Raw genomic sequence first — 21,465 nt, 5'->3', positions numbered from 1 at the left:
CGTCTGCTACGAAAAATGGAATCTACTTCTAATTATACTGGAGTTTCATCAATAAGCAATAAGTTTTTACTCTATTCCGATTAAACGGAATACTATTATCTATTAAAAGCACTTCCTTACAACAAAAAACCCATCCCCTTTTCACAGACAGTTAGGGAGATGGGGTCTGAGTTAATTGGTAAACGATGCTTTGTGCAATGTATTTGCCAGGACTTTCGCACCGATGTCGAGCGCGTCATGATTAAATGTCATGTTGGGATGATGAAGACCCGGCCCTAAGTCTGCGCCGATTCCAATCATTGCCGCTTTCAATTCAGGACGTTGAATTGTATAGAAGTGGAAATCATCACTACCTGATGTAATAATTGCTGGCGCGAACGATTCCTCTCCGATTGCTTCTCTAATTGCTTCTTCCGCAAGCGTTGCCGCTTCTTCAGATACTTCCGCTGCAGGTGTATAATCCGACCAATTCACTTCAATTTCAACATCAAAAAGCTCACTAATCGAACGAATACCTTTATCAACCTGTATTTTCAATTCCTTTAAAATCGTATTTGACTGTGCGCGCATATCGATGCCAAACGTAGCGCTGCCCGGAATAATATTTAAACTATCCCCGCCTGCTTGGATTTTTGTCAACTTGGCGGAATACGGTTCGTAAGGTGAAAAATGAATCGTCTTCAAGAATGCAGCAAGCGCAAAAATAGGATCCAATGCATTTTTTCCTTGTTGCGGACGCGCGCCATGCGCATCTATCCCCTTCACGTTTCCTTCTAGGAAAATCGCAGCACCATGATGGATGGCAGGTGATACTTTGCCAAACGGAATTTCCTCTATCGGACGCAGATGAACGCCGAACAGATAAGATACGCCGTCAACCGCTCCGCGATCAATCATCGAATTTGCACCGTTTCCTTTTTCCTCCGCTGGCTGGAAGATGAAACGAACGCGGCAGCCGAGTTCCTGTTCTTTTAAATAGGCAAGCGCGCCTAATACCATTGCCATGTTTGCATCGTGGCCACATGAATGGTTGGCACGGAATTCTCCATCAACCTCTTGCCAGAGCGCATCGATATCTGCTCGGACAGCGATGATCCGCTCCCCTTCCCCAATTTCAGCTACAACGCCAGTCACATCATCGAATGTATGATGCTCAACTTCCATTGAAGTGAGTATTTCAGCAAGTTTCTTTGTTGTTTCGACTTCTTTCCAACTAACTTCAGGATACCGATGAAAATGCGTGAACCATTCACCAATCTGTTTATCCACCGCCATTGCAATCCACTCCATTCCAATTACGTTCTACCTTCAGAATAGCGCAAGTAGACAAAGAAAAAAAGCCGGTTTTCGAGCCGACTTTTGAATTTCCATTATAGTTTCCATTTTAATCGTGCATAAATCATCAACATGATGAGGTTAATGGCAGAACTGATAACCGTTCCGTATGCAATTGCGACGGCCCCCATAGAGTCAATAAGTGCATAAATAATGAGCACATTTATGCCAAGCACACTAATGAGACTAAAGATGACCGGCAGCATGGAATTGCCTTTCGCATAATAGAATCGTGTGACATATGTGTTTGCAGCAAGAAAGAACATCGATAACGCAAATATGCGGAATATCGGTACGGTAATCATTACTGAATCATTGTCGAAGTTTCCTCTTTCAAAAATGAGGCGGACGAGCGGATCAGCAAAGAAGAAGGCGACAGCCGTTGCAGGGGTGATAAGTGCTGCCAATAGCAACATGCCTTTTTTATACAGTTTTTTTATCGTTTCATTATCCCCTTCCCCTTGCTTTTTACTAAGCATTGGATAGATGACTGTCGTAACAGCCGTCATCATGATTGCCTGGGGAAAATTACTCAGTTTTGATGCGTAGTTAACTGCTGACATGACTCCGTCCGATAAACCATTGGAAGCAATTCGATGAATGATTGTATAAAATTGCATCGATGCACCGCCTAAAAGAATCGGTAAGGCAATAACCCATACCTTTCTGACATCTTCCGATTTGCCGAGCATTGGTTTCAATGAATACAATTTGCTCTTTTTAATGCCTGCGAACAGGAAAGCACCCATAAGTATAGCACTCAACAACGCCCCGATTCCGTATGCCATCGCACCATAATAAACCGCTAACGGAGCAGATATGATGACAAATGCAGCATTATATACTAGGATCGCGACGCTCGACAGTTTAAATTTATCATTCAGATTCAACAAACCTGAAAGCCAAGTGGATAGTACCAATATAACTGCCGAAGGCATCATCCACATAAATAGCGAATAGGTCAGTTCAAACTTCTCCGCTGATACATCTTTAAACGTGAGTCTTAATAGTGGTTCAGCAAAGATAATCGCCAACACTGTAATAACTGTTGCCGCCATTAAGACGGACGTGAACATACGACGGACGAATAGTGCCTTATCCGTTTTTGATGAATGATAGACCGAAATGAAAGCAGTCGTCAATCCCCCTCCAACAACGAGATAGATGAAGTTCGGAATGGTATAAGCAGCGGCAATCGCATCTGCAGCAGCTGACGTTCCAAATTGTTTGCCGATGACTACTTCTCGCAGAAATCCGAAAAGCCGGGCGACAATATTAATGACGGCAACGGCGCCAATGATCTTGATCATTTTATTCATCGGTTTGTCGCCCTTTCGAAACAGTTTTATAAATCGTCAACAGTCGATCTGCAATGACGTCATATGTGTGTTCTGATACTTTACGTACCATTTTGCCCTGTCGGTCCCCCGAAATATCAGTGAGTGCTTGGACAATTCCGTTAGATATAGATTCCGGGTCTTTCGCTTCGACGAGAATACCTGCACCATCATTGAGTAAAAAGGACAATCCACCAACATTACTGCCCACAACGGTTGTGCCTGTCGCCATTGCTTCTAGCGCAACGAGCCCAAATCCTTCATGGTGAGAAGGAAGGACGAACACATCCGCTGCCGCTATCCATTTCGCCACTTCCTTTTGCGGCATAGGCGCATGGTGCGAAATATGAACATCATCAAGTTGCACACGTGCGGCAAATGTTTGCATGAACCGTTCATCTTTTTCTGAACCTATTAGATGAAGAGAAGCATCTGTATACGACTGCTTTACAATCTTGAATGCATCCACCAAATCGAGTACGCCTTTCGCTTCAATCATGTTACCAACAAACAAAATTAGCTTATCAGTTTGAGGAATGTGTAATTCATGTCGGACTTCCTCTTTAGAGATTGGTTGAAAGATTGTCGTGTCGACACCCATGCTCATTGTATGGACATGCTCTTCTGCTACTCCGAACTGCTCGATCACGTTACGCTTCAGTCGTTCACCAACTACGATGACTGCCGAAGCCTGTTGTAAGATCTTCCGAGTCATTTTAGCAATCCGCTCATTTTTAGCAGCCATTTTATCAATGTCCCCACCATGAACCGTGACGACATACGGCAAACCGAAAAACCTTTTTCCTATTAACGAAAGATATCCCGTCGGAAAAGCATAGTGGGCATGCGTTAATGAAATCTGGCTCTTGTTTTTCATCATATAACCGATCGATTTTACGAACCAGAAAAAATACTTTTTCAGCGCATTTACTTTCCCTTTTGAGGGATTATCAATTGCTCTCACATCGACGTCTAGGCCTCTTGATTGTAATAGCTCGACTTGATTTTTCACGAAAATCCCGAACGTCGGATGTTTTTCTGAAGGATACATATTACTGAATACGGCAATTTTATGCATTTATTTTTCATCCCATCTGAAATTGACTTCATTATTAACCATTTATACATTGAACGATTATAACATGCCAGTAGTTCCTTTTGTGAGATTGGCGATAGTTGACGAATAAGGAGAGTTTTACAGAAATGTTTCAATCGTGAAGGAGGTTTTTATGGGGAATCTTGTTTTAATAGATAGAAACTAGAAATATAGAGGAAGAATATTGTTTGTTTTGCATTTCCTATTCCTAAGAAACTGTTGCTACCATTGACTTCGTCGAGTTCAATTTGAATGTAATATGTTTGTAATATAACTGTAACCGAAATAGAGGTTTAGCTATGATAGGATAATCTCAGATAAAGCACACTGTACGTAAACGTGCGAAAGGGGAATTTGAGAACCATTATGAAACGACTGATTTTTCTCGTGTTTGCTAGTTTACTAATTTCAACGTCCATTCCAGCTATGGCCTCGGCGAATTCACCAACCTCGCTCGTCAGTACAGCGCGGAATTACATGGGAACACCTTATTCCTATGGAGGCACAACCACTTCCGGATTCGACTGCTCAGGATATACGCAATTCGTCTTTAAGAAACAAGGCATTTCAATTCCAAGATCAACTGGTCAACAGTATGCTATGGGAACTGCTGTTAAGAAAAGTGATCTTCAAACTGGTGATCTAGTATTTTTCAATACAACCGGCAAAGGAGTATCACATGTCGGTATCTCGATTGGCTCTAATCGCTTCATCCATTCTTCTACTAGTAAAGGCGTCATGATTTCTTCTGTAAACGACCCTGCTTATTGGGGAAAAAGATACTTGGGAGCAAAACGTGTTGCCAGTTTCAATAACGACAAAAATGTCGCTTTCGAAGAACCAGTAGCAACTGAAAAAACGCCTAATTATGTATCACGTGCAAAAATTGCTGAAACACTTGTGACAGAATTGGGATTGGAAAAGGCTGATACAGCGCAGTTTAGCGATGTCGCAGCAAACCATCCACAATTCGACGCGATTAACGCTGTGAGCAATGCAGGTCTGTTTTCAGGTAACGAAGGTAAATTCAATCCTGATGAATCATTAACGCGTGCACAACTGGCTAAAGTGATCGTTGAAGCATTCGACTTAAAAGGTTCAGCTCCAACAAACTACACAGACGTGCCGGCTGATCATTGGGCGCAAGAATATATTAACATCTTAGCTTTCAATCATGTCGCAAGCGGATATGAAGATGGAAGTTTCGGTCTTAACGATAAGTTAACTGAAAAGCAATTCCAAAAAATCATTGACCGTCTCAATCAATAAACTTGTGAAATTAGGCGCTCCTTTCTACTGGACGCCTTTTTTTTACGAAATATGCTAGTAATCTATTATTTTCGTCTAGATTTACACTATGATCACTGTTAAACTAAACCTACATCTAAATTAGGAGGACAACATGAAAACGTTTAAATGGGCAGTAATCACTTCTCTGTTTTTCGCTCTTGTTTCCATCGTCCCTGGACATTCTTCGGCAAAGTTCCAATTCTCGGATATTCCGACGAACAAGGAATATTATGAGCAAGTTCATTACATAGCAGATCTTAACATCGTCAATCAAGCGGATAAATTCAATCCTGGCGATAAGCTTACTCGTGCACATGCTGCAAAAATGCTTGTCATCGCTTCAGATAATCAAAACATGTCAGTACCATCTACGCAGTTCAAAGATTTAAAACCCGGTACTGAACAACATAATTTCGCAAGCCAAGCTGTCGCACTCGGTTTCTTCAATAAACAAGCGGATGGCAGTTTCAAACCAAATGAATTCATTAAACGTGATGAAATGGGCTATGCTCTTTCAAAAGCATTTAAACTGTCAGAAGAAATCAGTGTCGAAAAACCATTGATGCTAAGAGATATGAAAGGTCATAAATACGCTGTTCAAGTTAACGGGCTATATTATGGCGGTGTAACTCAAGGTGACGCAGGAAACTTCCTGCCAAACGATTACTTAACACGTTCTCAATTCGCACTGTTCGTTGCACGTGCATTAAACGATACGTATAAGCTACCCGTGAAGTTACCCGAACAAACATCACGTACGTATTTTGCCAAAGTTGTAACTGGCGGAGATTTATTGAATGTACGTACACACCCAGCAGTGACTGGAGATGTTGTACACAAGTTGAACGATGGTGATATCGTCGAAGTCCTTGGAGAGAATGGTGAATGGTTGTCCATTCTTATTAACGGCAAAAACGGTTATATTCACGGTAAGTTCACAAAGGAAGTTGGCACAGAAACGCCTTCTGACGATGACGTCGCAGTCGATGAGCCTGAAGTGTCTGAACCTGAAGTGACAGAGCCGGAAATCGAGGAACCTGAAGAAGAGATCGTTCCTACCCCTTCCCCTACAGGATTAGTCGGGAAAGTGACTGCTTCCAGTCTTAATATTAGGAAAACAGCTAGTACATCATCTGCTATCGTCGGGAAGCTATCCGCAGGGCAGAAAGTAGATGTCGTGTCACTAGACGGCCATTGGGCAAAAATCAATACGTCAAGCGGGACAGGTTATATTCATAAAAACTACTTGAAACTTATTAATAAAACTGGTAACCCGTTGAATGGACGCATTATCGTTATTGATGCTGGCCACGGCGGAAAAGACCCGGGTACTTCCAGCAACAAAATGACCGAAAGTAAAATCACCCTAAACGTTGCAAAGCGTGTCGAAGCACGATTGAAACGCGCTGGAGCAAAAGTTCTTATGACACGCTCAAATGACTCTTACCTCACTTTGGAGCAACGTACAAATTTCGCTAAGAACAATTACGCTGAATCATTTGTATCGATACACGTCAACTCAGCTAGCCCTGCTGCAAAAGGAACGGAAGTCTATTATGATTCTTCCACAAATCCGAATGCCGCGGAGAGTAAGAAACTAGCTGCTAAAATACACAATAACATTGTCAAGTCAGCCAATATGGCGGATCGCGGTGTACGCGATCAACGCTTCTACGTAGTGCGCAACAACAACGTTGCTGCAGTGCTTGTAGAATTGGGCTTCCTGTCAAATGCTGAAGACTACAAGAAGCTTGCAAGTGATACGTACGCTGAGATTTATGCAGAAGCGATCTATCAAGGTCTTGTACAATACTACTCAGAAGATTGATAAATTATGCCGGAAAGAAGATTATTCTTCTTTCCGGTTTTTTTGTCTAACTAGCTATCTAGTTATTTACTTAAAATTCATTTGTCCTTTAATTTTGATAATGGTACACTTGATTTGAACTTATTTTCATCATTATTCCATATTTACTTATTATCTTGAAATAGTGGTGAATAAAAAACGAAAAGGATGGTGTCCCATGTCAAAGAAATATTTTAAAGGTGCGGCTGCGTCCATGCTATTATTCAGCGTGGCAGGAATCACACCAGTAGCAGTTTCAGCAGAAGAAGGTTCAAAAGACTTTTCAATGACTATTTTCCATACGAATGATACGCATGCGAAACTCGACAACGTCGCAAAGTTTGCAACTGTGCTGAAGGAAAAACAGGAAGCAAAACCGTATAATGTTCTTTTGAACGCTGGTGATGTTTTCTCCGGCACTCTTTATTTCAATGAATTCCTAGGACAAGCGGATTTAGAATTCATGAATTACTTCGGCTACGATGCGATGGTCTTTGGTAATCATGAATTTGACTTGGGTGATTCAGATGATGGCCACAAGGCTTTGGCTGATTTCGTTAAAGGAGCTAAATTCCCGATTGTAGCTGCAAATACGGATTTATCTCAGGACAGCCTGTTTGACGGCTTACAGACACGTGAAGTTGTTGAAAATGCTGAAGATGGCAAAGTATACAACGGCATCATTAAAGAAGTGAATGGCGAAAAAATCGGGATTTTCGGATTGACAACTGAAGAGACAATTTCCATTGCAAGCCCCGACAAAGTTACATTCACGAACTATATTACGGAAGCGAAAGCTGCTGTTGCCGCTTTTGAAGAAATGGGCATCAACAAAATTATCGCTTTAACACATCTTGGTTCTGAAACGGATAATGGGTTTGGAACTGATGTAGTACTTGCTGAAAATGTTCCGGGTATTGATATTATCGTAGGCGGACACTCGCATACTGAACTGAAAGAACCTAAAGTTATCAATAAAGATAAGGAACCTGTCCTAATCGTTCAAGCCAACGAATATTATAATTTCTTAGGTGAGTTAGATATAACGTTCGATGAAAACGGTGTCATCAAAGAATATAACGGAGTACTTCACGCAACTAAAGAAGTTAAAGAAGATCCTACTGTATTAGAAATGCTTAAACCATACGCAGATAAAATTGATGAAATAAAAAATAACCCTACTGGTGCGACAGCAGAAGTATTCCTAAGCGGACTACGTGATATGACAACAAATATCAAAACGCTGACAGGCGGGGTTCGTTCAAGTGAATCAAACTTAGGGAACATCATTACTGACGGCATGCTTGAAAAAGCGAAGCTGATTGACCCAGATGTTGTCATTGCATTGCAAAACGGTGGAGGTATTCGTACATCCATCAATAAAGGATCAATCTCTTATGGTGACGTGCTTTCAGTACTTCCATTCACTAACCCTCTTGCTATTATTGAAGTGACTGGTGAAGAATTGAAATCAACAGTTGAGCACAGCTTAAAGAACTATCCTAAAGAAAGCGGCGCCTTCCTCCATATGGCAGGAATGAAAGTCGTATTTGATATGAATGCTGAACCAGGCAAGCGTGTCGTTTCAATGAAAATTGATGGAAAAGAAGTCGAAGCTGATAAAATGTACAAAGCGGCTACAAATAACTTCACTGCAAAAGGTGGGGATGGATTCGAAGCACTAGAAAAAGCTTATAATGCAGGACGCGTCAGCGAACCTGGTTTCAGTGACTGGGAGAACTTTGCCGATCACTTGAAATCACTTGGTACTGTAAAACAAGGACTTGAAGGTCGGGTAGTTGCCCTTCTCCCTTATACAGATGTCAAAATGGATAGCTGGGCATATCCATATATCTCAGATATCTACACGCGCGGTATTCTGAATGATTCTAAAACATTCAAACCAGGTGCACAAATCACACGTGCTGAAATGGTTTCTTGGATTGTCAAAGCACATGATTTGAAAGCAACTGGCAAAGCACCCTTTAAAGATCTTGACGGACTCACTGATGAGTTGAAAGCGGATATTGCAGCGGCATACGAGCACGGCATCATTAAAGGTACTGATGATAAGTTCATGCCAAATGATAAAGTGACACGCGCTCAATTCTCTTTGATCATTGAACGCGCTCTTGAGAACTATACAGGGGAAAAATATACTGCTGAAAAAGCGCCTTACACTGACTTTGGAAAGTACTCTGAAGAAGCGGTAAACGCAATTTCATTGTTGCATGAATTCGATATTGCTACAGGCTATGAAGGTAAATTCATGCCTGAACAGTTCACGACACATCAGCAAGCAGCAAAAATCATTTCAAACTTCCTTTACACAACAAAGCAAGTTAAGAAAGCTGAATAATAACGAACAAACTCCTCATCCACGTGCAATGGATGAGGAGTTTTTCATTTGGCGGATAGGCCGACTTGGTTTTCGACCCATGCTGTATCATACTCTACAGCATCACCCGCTTGTTGTAAGGGGACGACTACATATTTACGGTTCTTGTCACGAATCACAGCTGTGGGTGAAAATGTCGGCGTACCAACAGCAATGAACGACCTTCCCGCTAATTCACTCTTGCTTACAGGTACTTCGGCAATGCCTCCGATGTTTGTCGAATCGAATTGCTGAGCAGAGTAAAAATTACCAAGTGAATAAAACACTTTCGTCTTACCGATTTCAACATAAGGCTGCAGCACATGCGGATGATGTCCGAAAATGATATCTACACCTGCATCTGCCAACATACCGGCAAGTTCTCTCTGTTCCTCAGACGGTTCTAATTGGTATTCAATTCCCCAATGGATTGAAACAACTGTCAGATCTACATGCTTTTTCATTTCAGTTACATCCTCTATCATTTGCTGCTGATTGATGAGGGAAACCATATAATCTCTACCGGCAGGGGTCGGCATTCCGTTTAAACCATATGTGTACCCTAGAACCCCGACACGGATGTTATTCACTTCGATAATCCGTTTAGTATCTCTGTCTTCCGAAGATTCATAAGCCCCTACGTAAGGCATACCATATTCTTTCATATGCGCAATCGCTTTAAGAAGTCCACTTCCTGTTTGGTCCATCGTATGGTTATTCGCAATGGACAGCATATCAACACCATTCTTTTTCAAGTCTCTAATTATATGCTTTGGACTGTTAAATCGAGGGTAGCCCGATAAGCCAAGTTCAGCTCCACCTGGCAACGATTCCTGATTAGCGAGAAGATAATCGATGGACATCATTTTTTCTTTCACAGCGGCAAACGAAGAATTGTAGTCCGGATATGTATAAAGCGGATTGTGAAGAAGAATATCCCCAATCATCCCGATTGTGAATTCATTGGAGTGGATCTTCAACTCGAGCTTTGCCGGTTCACTATTCAGCGTTTCAAAATCAGCCACGGGCAATATTTTTTCTTCTTCTGAACAACCAGCACAGAATCCCGTTGAGATCATTAATAAAAAAACTATCCTTTTCAATCAGCTAACCCCTATCTATCTAATTCACACATCTTCCTATTTTACCATTATACTCCATAAGTAATAAAAAGAAAGATGCTAAAATAAACAAAAAAACTGCGGAACATGTGCAAAGACATGTCCCGCAGTTTTCATGATCAGTTCAACTTTAATGAATAGTTCGCAAAGCCATCTTTCGTCAATCCGATAAATTCAATTCCACTGTCTTTCGGAATGAAATCTTTTGCTTTTGCAGATGATTCGAAGACGATATTCAATTCTCCTTCAATCGGCACGAACTTCCAGTTGCCATCTGCCGCTGGGTCGATTGTTTCTTCAGCAATCATATAATCCATAATTGCTTCACGGTTTTCATATGCATATTCAATCTTATCCGTGTGCTTTACAACACCCGGGAAACTTCCCGATCCACGATAGTTGTTTGTAACAACTAAGAATTCCTGTGCCGGATCAATGTCTTTTCCGTCATACTGCAAGTTTACGATACGGCTTGCATCTTTATTGACAATTTTGCCTTCATAATCATATTTCGCCGGTTGTGTGACATCCACATCATATGTCACACCGTCAATTACATCGAAGTTGTATGTGCGATAATCTTCGTTGATCAGATTCTGCTGTTCTTTTGAAGCAGGATCAATCTGGTTGAATTGGCCTGCAGACATTTCGAGCCATTCTTTCACGTCTGCTCCTGTCAGAACAAGCGCATTCACCGTATTATCAAATACATACAAATCTGCTACGTTCTTAATCGCAATTTCACCTTCAAGGATTTCCGTATAATAGTTTGCACCGTTACGTCCACCCGCTTTAAAAGGTGCACCTGATGAAAGAAGTGGCAAGCTTTCATATTTCGTACCCTTTACTTGATTTTCCACGTACCATTTTTGTGCATTTGTGACAATCTGGATAGAAGGATCATCTTTCACTTGAGAGAAATAACTCGTAATTGTAGATGTCGTTTTCCCTACAGGGCTGCGGACATATTCAATTGTCCCTTCGTGTGCTTCTTTTACTGCTTCAATCACTTTTTCGGAAACCTTGTCCGATTTCTTATCAATTTCACGGACATACCCTTTACCGTTCTTCACTGTCCACTTGCCGTCTTTTTGAATCAATTCCAAATCGATCATGCCTAAATGACTCCCAAATTTACCAGGCATGACGACTGGTGTTCCGTTAATCGTTCCTTGGTCAAGGTCTACATTCTTTAAATGACCATAATCTTTACCTGGGAATACCCCGTGATCATGACCAGTTACGATTGCATCAACACCTTCGATTTCAGACAGCTGATACGTAACGTTCTCTTTGTTTGGTGTATATTCTTCATCGCCGATACCCGAGTGGGAGATGACAACAACGATGTCGGCACCTTTCTCTTTCACTTCAGGCAGGAATTTATTAACGGCATCGACTGGATCTTGCGCTGTTACTTTTCCTTCAAGATGTCCTTTGTCCCAACCCATGATACCTGTCGTAACAACGCCGATAACACCGACTTTCACATCATGCTTCTTACCGTTGCCATCTACAAATTGTCTGTCCAGAATAACGTATGGCTCAAAACGGTTTTCGCCAGTCTCAACATCATAAACTGTCGAGTTGATAATTGGGAACTTCGCTTCTTTCATAGCCAGATCCAAATAATCAAGACCATAATTGAATTCATGGTTACCAAGTGAGGCAACGTCAACACCAACCGCTTGCAATGCTGCATACGCAGGGTGAAGTTCTCCTTCTTTTAATGGTTCCACTGTCACTTTATATGCACCAAGTGGTGTCCCCTGAATCAGATCCCCATTATCAAACAACAAATTATTCGGATTTTCTGAACGTGCTTCATCAATTAAAAGTGCTGTTTTTGCTAAGCCAAATTCATTTGACTTCTTGTCTTGGTAATAATCATAGTTCACAAAGTTCGTATGCAAATCGCTTGTCCCCATAATGCGAAGTGCGATTGAATCTTTGTCGGTTTCCTCTTCGACAGGCGGAGCATTCATGACCAAGAGCAAACGATCGACAATTTTTGCGACCTGACCTTTACTTACAATTTGTTGCGGTTTAGCAGTACCATTCTCATAGCCTCTGAACAGATCCAAACCTACACTTTTCGCAAGTTCTTCAAGTTCAGCCGTTTTGAATTGGTCTTTATCTTTAAAACGGTCTAGCAGACTTACTGGAAATGCTTTGTCCGTTTCCACTGCGCGTGCAGCAATCAGGAAAGCATGTTCACGTGATAATGGCTGATTTGGATTGAATAGTGTAGCTGTTGTTCCTTTAACCAGTCCATGACGCTCAGCGGCTTCCACGAACGGTGCCAAATCTGCATCGACATCCGTAAATGCCGTCGTGCTCCCATCTTCCAACTCATATGCAAGCGCTTCCACTACAGCGATTATGTATTCGCCGCGAGTTACGTCTTGCGCCCCTTTTGCATTTGCAAAAGTCGACATTGTAAAACTGCTAAATGCGAGTGCCACAATGGCCAGCCACATTCCGGCTGTTCTTAGTTTCGACAATCAGTCCAACTCCCTATCAATTTGTATTTATTTTCAGTGCTTCTTAGCACAAAAAACCAATATTGGTAAATTAGTAATCTTCATCATACCACAAAACGAGTTTGATTTAATTAGGGCCTAGCAATCTAGGCATCTTTTTTCTATCCTACTATGCAAAAAACGCCCACTGGCTATTTTTAACCAGTGGACATTCCCAGTATTATTTTTTCGTCTTATTCGCAATTTCCATTGCGCGGTTTGTTCCTTCCGCAGCCTTATCCAATACTTCCTGCGGATCTTTACCTTGGTACAATTCTTCCAGAGCCGTTACGATTTGCTGACGGGATTCCGGGAAGACGGAAATGAGTGCTCCCTGCGTCGCAAGTCCAGGAACAGTATCCTGAAGCTGATCTACAGTTACTTTAAACTGCGGGAATTCTGCCCATTTCTCTTTAACGTTCTCTTCGTCATAAGCTGCAGGGTTGATGGCAAAGTAGCCCGTATCGAGATGCCATTGTGCCTGAACTTCCGGCGTTGTCATATACTTCATGAACTCCCATGCTGCTTCTTGTTCCTTTTCGGCAATTCCTTTAGACATCCAGAGGGAAGCTCCGCCGATAACGACGCCATTACGTTTCACTTCATCAGCATAAGGAATGTACGCAACACCTACATCAAATGGTGAGTTATTAATAGCCGCTGCAACACCTGCGGAAGAGTCCATATACATAGCGACTTTTTCCGTAGCGAATGCAGAACGGATATCATCCCAGTTCGTTCCGAAGTTACCGAATGTGCCTGCTTTGTTCATTGTATTTAGGAAATTGAAGACGTTTAAACCTTCAGGACCATTGAATAGGGCCTCTGTCGCGTCACCTGAGCGACCATTGTCTTCATTCACATACAAACCACCTTGCGTTGCTACAAGCTGCTCGAAGAACCAGCCGTATGTCAGCATCGAGAAGCCTTTCATACTATCATTTGTTAACTTTTCTGATGCAGCAATTACTTCAGAGAATGTTCCAGGTGCTTTCTCAGGATCTAGTCCTGCTGCCTTGAATGCATCTTTGTTGTAAATCATAACTGGTGTCGATGAGTTAAAAGGCATCGAATACAACTCACCATCTACTTTATAATAGTTCAAGATATTTTCTTCCAACTGTGAAAGATCATAGTTGTCTTTGTCGATGAATGACTGCATTGGTTCGATATAACCGCTGTCAATCATATATTTCGTTCCAACTTCAAATACTTGAGTGATGGCAGGCGCATCTTTCGTACCGCCGACACCGCGAAGCTTCGTCAATGATTCTTCATAAGAACCTTGGTATTCAGCTTTTACTTCGTATTTGTCTTGTGAATCGTTGAACCCTTTGACGATTTTATCAATTGATTCCTGTCCTGTACCGGACATAGCGTGCCAGAATTCAATGGATACTTTTTCACCATCAGTTGTTGTTTCGCCTTTATTTCCATCTGTTGAAGGCGTTGTCCCATTATCTTTATTATCACTGTTCGAACATGCTGCTAAAATTGCCATTGTTAAAACGAGTATTAAAAACAAAGATGATTTAAGCATTTTTCTCAATGTACATGCACCCCTCAAAATTTAGTGTATTTACTTCAAAGCGCCTTTTGATAAGCCTTTTTGCAATTGCTTTTGTCCGACAAATAATAGTAACAATGTCGGTATGATTACTACGATGACTCCCGCCATGACCACCCCCCATTCTGTCGCGATTTCCTGGGACTGCAACTGCTTCAATCCGATTTGCACTGTCCGAACGGACTGATTTGTCGTGATTAGCAGCGGCCATAAATACATATTCCATGTTGTCAGGAAACCGTAAGCCCCTAATGTGACAAGGCTTGTCTTCGAAACAGGAAGAACCACTTTCCAGAAAAACTTGAAGCGGCTAAGTCCCGCAATTTGAGAAGCCTCATGCAGCTCTTTTGGAATCGTCAAGAAATGCTGACGCAATAAAAACGTTCCGAACGCTAAAGCGAAGAATGGTATTGTCAATCCTTGATACGTATTGAACCAGTCTAGCTTGCGAATGGTAAAGACGTTCGGAATCATTGTTGCTTCCCAAGGAATCATCATCGTCGAGATGAATAGGAAAAAGATAAAGTCTCTGCCCTTAAACTTAAAGAACACAAAAGCGTATGCTGCCAAGCTACAGACGAGCAACTGACCAATCATAACAGTCACAGAAACTATGAAACTGTTCAATAGATAGTTTAATAGCGGCAAACGGCTAAACACTTTCGTATAGTTCTCGAAACTAAATGACTGTGGGAAGAATTTCCCCTGGATGATTTCAGGTCCCGTCATGAAGGAAATCATGAAAGCATAGAAAACAGGGAAAAAGACTAATGCTGATGTAAGGATTAATAGAAAGTAAATCCATATTTTTTGTGGAAGTCCCATTTTCATTGGTAATGCACCTTCTTCTCAACAAGTTTAAATTGGAGGATGGTGACGACTAGAATGATGACGAACAGTATGACAGCTTGCGCACTCGCGGTGCCGAATTGATAGTTGATGAACGCTTCCCTGTAAATCGAGTAGACGATCAGGTTCGTGGACTGTGACGGTCCGCCTTTGGTCAAAATATCGATTTGGCCGAATGTCTGGAAGGCGTTAATCAATGATATTGTCACGATGAAAAACATCGTCGGTGACAGCATCGGTAACGTAATTCGACGTAATCGGTAGAAGTAGCCCGCCCCGTCAATCCTTGAACTTTCATACAAATGTTCATCGATATTCTGCAAACCGCCTAATATGATCAGGAATGAAAAACCGATATTCATCCATATCGTCGAGATCGCAACGGACAGTAGCGCCCATTCAGGATCGAGCAACCACTGGATTTGCGGAAGACTGAAAACACTTAACAACCGGTTGAACATCCCGATACTCGGGTTAAACATGAACAGCCAGATGACGGAAGAAGCTGCCACAGAAATCCCCATTGTTGATGAATACATCGTCCGGAAAAAGCCGATACCTTTCAGTTTTTCATTGGCAAGTAAAGCAAAGAACAATGCTAGGACGATACCAATTGGCACAGTATATAAGACAAACAGTCCCGTCGCCTTCATACTATTGAGAAACTCTGACGAAGTTAGCAAATATTGATAGTTTTCAAAGCCAACATTTATGGCCGCGTTCCCTGTCTGATCCGTCAAGAAAAAACTCAAATAGATGGTACGAAACATCGGATAGAAGATGAAGACTGCAAAGACGATGATGGAAGGCAACAAGTAGAGTAGCGCCGTCCTTGCGTCAACAGTCTTTCTCCAAAACCCGCTCATGACGTCACCTCTTTATCCGTGACGTAATTGCCGTGGTCTACCGTTCGTTTAATCAGTTCACCGCTTTGGTTGTCGAAGATTGAAATCGATTCGAATTCCATCCGGACCGGCAACTGATCACCGATATCGATATGCCACTGACCACTCCATTTCGCCATCCATTCTTTCCCGGCAATCGCAAATGAAAAGACGGTTTCATTCCCTAAAATCTCTACATTGGTGACAGTCGTCTGGAAAATGTCTTCGGCTTTTGTTTCCGGTGTGACAGGATAGAGATTCTCAGGACGGACACCTACTGTCATCGATCCTGTTGGGAGTTTCCCTATCTCCTCTTTTGGTACTGGCAGACGAATTTCACCTCCGATAACAAGCTCTGAAGTTGCTTGATCGTATTCGCCTGTTGCCAAGTTCATTGGAGGAGCTCCGATGAATGTCGCGACAAACGGATTCGCCGGATAATTATAAATGTCAATCGGTTTCCCGACTTGTTGGATTTTTCCTTCATGCAAAATCATGATCCGGTCACCCATCGTCATCGCTTCCACCTGGTCATGCGTGACGTAAATCATCGTAATACCGAGTTGACGTTGGATTCTTCTGATTTCTGAACGCATATGTGCACGCAGCTTTGCATCTAGGTTGGATAGTGGCTCATCCATGAGACAGATTGGCGTTTCACTTACAATTGATCTGGCTAAGGCGACACGTTGACGTTGGCCACCAGACAGTTCGCGCGGTTTCCGGTTTAAGTATTCGGACAAACCGAGCATTTCGGCCACTTCTTCCGCTTTCTTACGCTGATCATCCTTTTTCATGCGCTTGACGTCAAGTCCAAACGTTATATTCTGTTGAACCGTTAAATGCGGGTAAAGGGCATAGTTTTGGAAGACCATCGACAGATCCCGCTTGTCGGGTGTAAGATTATTAGCAACCTTATCGCCGATTTTCAGTGTTCCTCCCGTAATATCTTCAAGGCCAGCAATCATTCGCAGCATTGTACTCTTTCCGCATCCCGAAGGACCGACCAACACGAAAAACTCGCCAGGTTCGATCGTTACGTTTATATTGGAAATGACATCATTTTGCTTGTCGTATGATTTAGAGATATCAATCAGTTCCACTCTTTTCATTCAATCAAAATCCTTTCCCGTGAACTATTTTCTCTTGGTGCTTTGAACTTGCACTGTTAAAAAGTGCTAATGACATATTTCGACATACGCAATAGATAATCCTTCCTTTTTTCATAAATTTACAATTTCTTTACGTTAGGGGCAGTTCTATGAAGAGAATTTTACTTTTCTTGCTATTCATTCCGCTTGCGGCCTGTTCGACGACTAAAGCGACAGCGCCGCTTCCAGAAGAGGAATTTTTAATCATTGCACACCGCGGCGCTTCCGCTTATGCACCCGAGCATTCGCTGCTCGCCTACGAATTAGCTGTACAAATGCAGGCGGACTATATTGAACTGGATGTACAACAGACAAGCGACGATGAGCTCATCGCCATGCATGATGATTTCGTCATCACGCATAATGGCAAACGGGCGGTATCAGATATGACGTTCCAAGAGCTGAAAGACATACCGAGGTCTACCACCTTTTCAAGTCAGATACCTGTATCTTTAGAAAAAGTTGTTGACCCATTGCGAATTGTTAGTACTGAAGAGATTCTCTCCCATTTCGGGAAGAACGTCAATTATTATATTGAAATTAAGTCATCCGATTCTTCTTTGGAAATAGAGGAAGAACTCGTACGTCAATTACATGCGCACGGTCTTCTGCCCGTAACCGGCAACAAACCGAACGTTATTTTACAATCATTTCATCCTGCTTCATTGAAATTTATTCATGGAAAAGAACCAGGCATTCCGCTTATACAACTCTATTCACAGAAAAAGGAATCGATGCTGACGAAAAGGAATTTGAGGAAAGTGGCGACGTACGCTTCAGGAATCGGAGTTGAAAAATCCGCTGTAACGAAAGAGTTGGTAGAGCTTTCACATTCGGTCGGATTACACGTGCATCCCTATACAGTGAATGAGGAAGAAGAAATCCAGAAGATGATTGACCTCGGAGTGGACGGGATATTTACTGACGTTCCGGATAAGGCACAGCGGATTTTAATTAAAGAATGATTTATTTAAAATATAGAAAGCCCCATCTATTTTAAAAGATGGGGCCTCTTTTTAAGCGATCGTTTGCATTTCTTCTTCTAAGCGCTTGACGGCTTGCTCAATTTCAACAGGATGACCGAGCTCATTCAATGTCTCGCCAATTTTTTTGATGGCATCGATTAACATCTGTTCCGTCGTGTTGCCCATATGACCGATACGGAATGCCTTGCCAGCCAGGTGAGCAAGGGCGCCGGCGACGATAACTCCTTTGCCTGCTAGCGATTTGCGGAAATCAGTGTCATTTACGCCTTCAGGATACCGAATACAACTTAACGTAGAAGCCGCAACTTTTTCTTCAGCAAGCGGCTTCATACCGTATTCACGGAGTGCATGACGGACGCCACGGCCAAAAGTTGTATGTCTAGCATATCGTTTTTCCAAGCCCTCTTCCATGACGAGCCTCATGCCTTCATCATACGCATAAATTAAATTCACTGGTGGTGTCGCGAAATACTTGGAAGGATCTTGCATAATTGGAATCCAGTTATGAATATCGCTGTAGTATGCGGGAACACGATCCATTTTTGCGCGAATGTCCAGGGCGGTTTGATTGAACGCAACAATCGCAAGTCCAGGCGGCACGCCGATAGCTTTTTGTGATCCTGTCAAAACAACATCAATCGTATTGCCCGGCCCTCCATACTCTTTGCTCATATTTTCTTCCATCGCAGCTGTCGCACATACACCGTCAAGAATAACAAGAGCGCCATGACGTTTAACAAGAGGCACAAGTGCATCCAAATCGGCTGCTACGCCTGTCGAAGTGTCTGCATGTGTTATCGTCACTGCCTTATATGTATGCTCTCTCAGTTGTCTGTCAACTTCTTCCACTGAAACTTGTTGTCCCCAGTCAGCTTGCAGGACATCCATTTCAATACCGAATGCTTTCCCTAATTGGATGAAACGGTCTCCGAAATAGCCATGGCTAAGTATAAGAATACGCTCACCTGCAGCGACGGTATTAACAAGCGCCATTTCCATCCCAATGGTCCCAGATCCCGCAACAACAAAGACTTCTCCATTCGTCTTGAATAGTTCGCGTGTGTTTTCAATCGACCGCTTATAAATGTCTACAAAACGTGGATCTGTATGGCCTCTCGTTTCACTTCCCATTGCCTCATAGATCGAATCGACAACAGGTGTCGGTCCAGGTATCAATAACATTTCTTCGTTCCTCATATGCCATTCCCCCTTTAATTTCGTCTACCCCATTTCATTTCGCCAACCAAGAGGATAAACCCTTCATTTCATGATAGTAAAAGGCTTCGCTTCAGTTTTACCCGAAACAAAGCCCATACTCTTCACTCCTTATGCTTGCCGATACACCGTTCACATTCATAGAGCAAAGATTCTACTTGCTCTATGATTTCACAACCACATTCCCGGCAAATCTTCATTGTCTTGTTTTGTTCCTCTGTTTTTTTCATCTGAATCTCCTCCGTTTTCATTATGTTTTTATTGTAGTTTTCCATAACCCGGTATCGTCAGAAACTCTTCAAACTCGTCTTGCAGCGTCAGTTCGGCAAATAATTCACCGGCTTCTTTAAAATGTCCAAATCGGTATGCCTGTTCACCAACAATCGTTTTGACATTAGCCATCTCTTCTTCAAAAATCGTTTTAAAGAACTCCACTGTTATTTCCCGTCCATCTATCAATTTCCCTTCAGGATGGCGAATCCATTGCCATACTTGTGATCTTGAAATTTCGGCCGTTGCCGCATCTTCCATCAGATGATTAATCGGTACAGCACCATTCCCATTTAACCAGGAAGCGATATACTGAACGCCAACAGAAATATTCATGCGGAAGCCTTCTTCTGTAATGCTGCCTTTTGGCACTTCCAAAAGATCTTCAGCTGTCACTTGCACATCTTCCCGTTTGCGATGAAGCTGATTCGGTGTCGGCATCTGTCGGTTAAATTCCGCCAAAGCGACGGCAACGAGACCAGGATGCGCAACCCATGTACCGTCATGCCCGTCAAGTGCTTCTCTTCGTTTGTCTTCCGCAACTTTCCGGAAAGCCGCTTCGTTTGCTTCTGTATTATTGCGAATCGGAATCTGCGCTGCCATCCCACCCATTGCGAATGCATTCCGTTTGTGGCATGTCTGAATGCACAACTGTGTATAGGCCCGCATGAAAGGCGTTTCCATCGTCACTTGGCTTCGATCAGGCAAGATAACATCGTGTTGCAGCCGCATCCTTTTAAGGAAGCTGAAAATATAATCCCAACGCCCGCAATTTAAGCCTGCCGCATGATCCCGCAGTTCATAAAGGATTTCATCCATCTCAAATGCTGCAGTAATCGTTTCAATCAAAACCGTCGCTTTAATGGTGCCATTCGGAATTCCAAGCTTTTGCTGTGCAAACACAAACACATCATTCCAAAGCCGTGCTTCCAGGTGGCTTTCGAGTTTCGGTAAATAGAAATAGGGCCCCGTGTTTCTTGCAAGGAGTTCTGCTGCGTTATGGAATAGATACAAACCAAAGTCGAAAAATGCACCAGCCATCGGTTCGTTGTCAATTAAAATATGTTTCTCTTCAAGATGCAGTCCGCGTGTTCTAACGAGTAAAACAGCTGTTTCATCGTTTAACGTATAGGTCTTCCCATTTGAACTCTGATCCAATTCAATTGTCTTGCGTACCGCGTCTTTTAGATTCATCTGACCGTCAATCATATTCGACCATGTTGGTGAAGTCGCATCTTCAAAGTCCGCCATGAACGCCTTTGCACCGGAATTCAACGCATTGATAATCATTTTCCGGTCAACGGGGCCGGTTATTTCCACCCGTCGATCCTGCAAATCTTCAGGGATAGGCGCAACCGTCCAGTCTCCTTCCCGGATATGCTTTGTCTCTTTCAGAAAATCCGGCTTTTCCCCAGCGTCAAACCGGATTTGTCTTTCGTTCCGATTGGCTAGTAATGCTTTTCTGCGCGCATTGAATTGGTCATGTAGACTGTAAAGAAACTCCAATGCCTCTGGCGTTAAAATCTCCTCTGTGCCCGCTGTTATATCACCGATTACATTTATATTGAAACGTACATCTTGCGTAGTCAAAGGAACCACCCTTTCCGTTATAGTTCTTG

General features: G+C 42.5%; 16 protein-coding genes. 4 read left to right on the top strand and 12 right to left on the bottom strand.

Going from position 1 to position 21,465, the window contains the following annotated elements:
* Positions 1 to 171 precede the first annotated feature (171 nt).
* From QWT69_RS04015 to QWT69_RS04005, 3 genes are all read right to left on the bottom strand, one after another.
* Complete coding sequence (locus QWT69_RS04015; protein ID WP_317969205.1) at positions 172 to 1,275, bottom strand: amidohydrolase; 1,104 nt, start codon at positions 1,273 to 1,275, stop codon at positions 172 to 174.
* Between the two features lie 95 nt (positions 1,276 to 1,370).
* Positions 1,371 to 2,654 carry a murein biosynthesis integral membrane protein MurJ gene (gene murJ, locus QWT69_RS04010; RefSeq protein WP_317969203.1) on the bottom strand — a complete coding sequence of 428 codons (1,284 nt, stop codon included), beginning with the start codon at positions 2,652 to 2,654 and terminating at the stop codon, positions 1,371 to 1,373.
* A complete protein-coding gene (locus QWT69_RS04005; protein ID WP_317969201.1) occupies positions 2,647 to 3,750 on the bottom strand; it encodes a glycosyltransferase in 1,104 nt (367 codons plus the stop codon). Before QWT69_RS04005 ends, murJ begins: the two co-directional genes overlap by 8 nt.
* 384 nt (positions 3,751 to 4,134) lie before the next feature.
* On the opposite strand from QWT69_RS04005, the gene QWT69_RS04000 reads away from it, so the two are divergent.
* The 3 genes from QWT69_RS04000 (at position 4,135) to QWT69_RS03990 (ending at position 9,263) form a co-directional block, all read left to right on the top strand.
* Positions 4,135 to 5,037 carry a C40 family peptidase gene (locus QWT69_RS04000; RefSeq protein WP_317969199.1) on the top strand — a complete coding sequence of 301 codons (903 nt, stop codon included), beginning with the start codon at positions 4,135 to 4,137 and terminating at the stop codon, positions 5,035 to 5,037.
* A 133-nt stretch (positions 5,038 to 5,170) separates the two neighbouring features.
* Positions 5,171 to 6,886: an N-acetylmuramoyl-L-alanine amidase gene (locus tag QWT69_RS03995; protein ID WP_317969197.1), complete on the top strand. Its 1,716-nt coding sequence runs from the start codon at positions 5,171 to 5,173 to the stop codon at positions 6,884 to 6,886.
* Between the two features lie 196 nt (positions 6,887 to 7,082).
* Positions 7,083 to 9,263: a 5'-nucleotidase C-terminal domain-containing protein gene (locus tag QWT69_RS03990; RefSeq protein ID WP_317969195.1), complete on the top strand. Its 2,181-nt coding sequence runs from the start codon at positions 7,083 to 7,085 to the stop codon at positions 9,261 to 9,263.
* A gap of 44 nt (positions 9,264 to 9,307) precedes the next feature.
* Here QWT69_RS03990 and QWT69_RS03985 read toward each other — a convergent pair whose 3' ends face one another.
* From QWT69_RS03985 to QWT69_RS03960, 6 genes are all read right to left on the bottom strand, one after another.
* The gene (locus QWT69_RS03985; RefSeq protein WP_317969193.1) at positions 9,308 to 10,384 is read right to left on the bottom strand and encodes a CapA family protein; all 1,077 of its coding nucleotides are present in this window, start codon (positions 10,382 to 10,384) and stop codon (positions 9,308 to 9,310) included.
* Positions 10,385 to 10,521: 137 nt separating this feature from the next.
* The gene (locus QWT69_RS03980; RefSeq protein WP_317969191.1) at positions 10,522 to 12,906 is read right to left on the bottom strand and encodes a bifunctional 2',3'-cyclic-nucleotide 2'-phosphodiesterase/3'-nucleotidase; all 2,385 of its coding nucleotides are present in this window, start codon (positions 12,904 to 12,906) and stop codon (positions 10,522 to 10,524) included.
* A gap of 199 nt (positions 12,907 to 13,105) precedes the next feature.
* Complete coding sequence (locus tag QWT69_RS03975) at positions 13,106 to 14,464, bottom strand: ABC transporter substrate-binding protein (RefSeq protein WP_317970894.1); 1,359 nt, start codon at positions 14,462 to 14,464, stop codon at positions 13,106 to 13,108.
* A gap of 39 nt (positions 14,465 to 14,503) precedes the next feature.
* Positions 14,504 to 15,322, bottom strand: coding sequence for a carbohydrate ABC transporter permease (locus tag QWT69_RS03970; RefSeq protein ID WP_431312316.1), 819 nt, complete (start codon positions 15,320 to 15,322; stop codon positions 14,504 to 14,506).
* Positions 15,319 to 16,206: a carbohydrate ABC transporter permease gene (locus QWT69_RS03965; RefSeq protein WP_317969189.1), complete on the bottom strand. Its 888-nt coding sequence runs from the start codon at positions 16,204 to 16,206 to the stop codon at positions 15,319 to 15,321. The genes QWT69_RS03970 and QWT69_RS03965 overlap by 4 nt, the downstream gene beginning before the upstream one ends.
* Complete coding sequence (locus tag QWT69_RS03960) at positions 16,203 to 17,336, bottom strand: ABC transporter ATP-binding protein (RefSeq protein ID WP_317969187.1); 1,134 nt, start codon at positions 17,334 to 17,336, stop codon at positions 16,203 to 16,205. Before QWT69_RS03960 ends, QWT69_RS03965 begins: the two co-directional genes overlap by 4 nt.
* Positions 17,337 to 17,485: 149 nt before the next feature.
* Here QWT69_RS03960 and QWT69_RS03955 point away from each other — a divergent pair, with 149 nt between their 5' ends.
* Positions 17,486 to 18,340 (top strand): glycerophosphodiester phosphodiesterase family protein, encoded by an 855-nt coding sequence (locus tag QWT69_RS03955; protein ID WP_317969185.1) that lies wholly within the window; start codon positions 17,486 to 17,488, stop codon positions 18,338 to 18,340.
* A gap of 51 nt (positions 18,341 to 18,391) precedes the next feature.
* On the opposite strand, the gene QWT69_RS03950 is transcribed toward QWT69_RS03955, so the two are convergent.
* The 3 genes from QWT69_RS03950 to aceB all read right to left on the bottom strand — a co-directional run bounded on the left by QWT69_RS03950 (position 18,392) and on the right by aceB (position 21,436).
* Entirely contained in the window at positions 18,392 to 19,558 is a 1,167-nt protein-coding gene (locus tag QWT69_RS03950; RefSeq protein ID WP_317969183.1) for a pyridoxal-phosphate-dependent aminotransferase family protein, read from the bottom strand.
* Between the two features lie 122 nt (positions 19,559 to 19,680).
* The gene (locus QWT69_RS03945; RefSeq protein ID WP_317969181.1) at positions 19,681 to 19,806 is read right to left on the bottom strand and encodes a YhfH family protein; all 126 of its coding nucleotides are present in this window, start codon (positions 19,804 to 19,806) and stop codon (positions 19,681 to 19,683) included.
* A 28-nt stretch (positions 19,807 to 19,834) separates the two neighbouring features.
* A complete protein-coding gene (gene aceB / locus QWT69_RS03940) occupies positions 19,835 to 21,436 on the bottom strand; it encodes a malate synthase A (protein WP_317969179.1) in 1,602 nt (533 codons plus the stop codon).
* Positions 21,437 to 21,465 lie beyond the last annotated feature (29 nt).

The sequence above is a fragment of the Sporosarcina oncorhynchi genome, from assembly GCF_033304615.1.
GTDB lineage: Bacteria > Bacillota > Bacilli > Bacillales_A > Planococcaceae > Sporosarcina > Sporosarcina oncorhynchi.
Note: the sequence above shows the minus strand (reverse complement) of the source record. Positions and strands in the feature narration are given on the sequence as shown.

Bases quoted from the DNA above. Each gene is read 5' to 3' on its own strand.
- QWT69_RS04015 (WP_317969205.1), bottom strand. From the start codon at position 1,275: ATGGCGGTGGATAAACAGATTGGTGAATGGTTCACGCATTTTCATCGG.
- murJ (WP_317969203.1), bottom strand. From the start codon at position 2,654: ATGAATAAAATGATCAAGATCATTGGCGCCGTTGCCGTCATTAATATT.
- QWT69_RS04005 (WP_317969201.1), bottom strand. From the start codon at position 3,750: ATGCATAAAATTGCCGTATTCAGTAATATGTATCCTTCAGAAAAACAT.
- QWT69_RS04000 (WP_317969199.1), top strand. From the start codon at position 4,135: ATGAAACGACTGATTTTTCTCGTGTTTGCTAGTTTACTAATTTCAACG.
- QWT69_RS03995 (WP_317969197.1), top strand. From the start codon at position 5,171: ATGAAAACGTTTAAATGGGCAGTAATCACTTCTCTGTTTTTCGCTCTT.
- QWT69_RS03990 (WP_317969195.1), top strand. From the start codon at position 7,083: ATGTCAAAGAAATATTTTAAAGGTGCGGCTGCGTCCATGCTATTATTC.
- QWT69_RS03975 (WP_317970894.1), bottom strand. From the start codon at position 14,464: ATGCTTAAATCATCTTTGTTTTTAATACTCGTTTTAACAATGGCAATT.
- QWT69_RS03970 (WP_431312316.1), bottom strand. From the start codon at position 15,322: ATGAAAATGGGACTTCCACAAAAAATATGGATTTACTTTCTATTAATC.
- QWT69_RS03965 (WP_317969189.1), bottom strand. From the start codon at position 16,206: ATGAGCGGGTTTTGGAGAAAGACTGTTGACGCAAGGACGGCGCTACTC.
- QWT69_RS03960 (WP_317969187.1), bottom strand. From the start codon at position 17,336: ATGAAAAGAGTGGAACTGATTGATATCTCTAAATCATACGACAAGCAA.
- QWT69_RS03955 (WP_317969185.1), top strand. From the start codon at position 17,486: ATGAAGAGAATTTTACTTTTCTTGCTATTCATTCCGCTTGCGGCCTGT.
- QWT69_RS03950 (WP_317969183.1), bottom strand. From the start codon at position 19,558: ATGAGGAACGAAGAAATGTTATTGATACCTGGACCGACACCTGTTGTC.
- QWT69_RS03945 (WP_317969181.1), bottom strand. From the start codon at position 19,806: ATGAAAAAAACAGAGGAACAAAACAAGACAATGAAGATTTGCCGGGAA.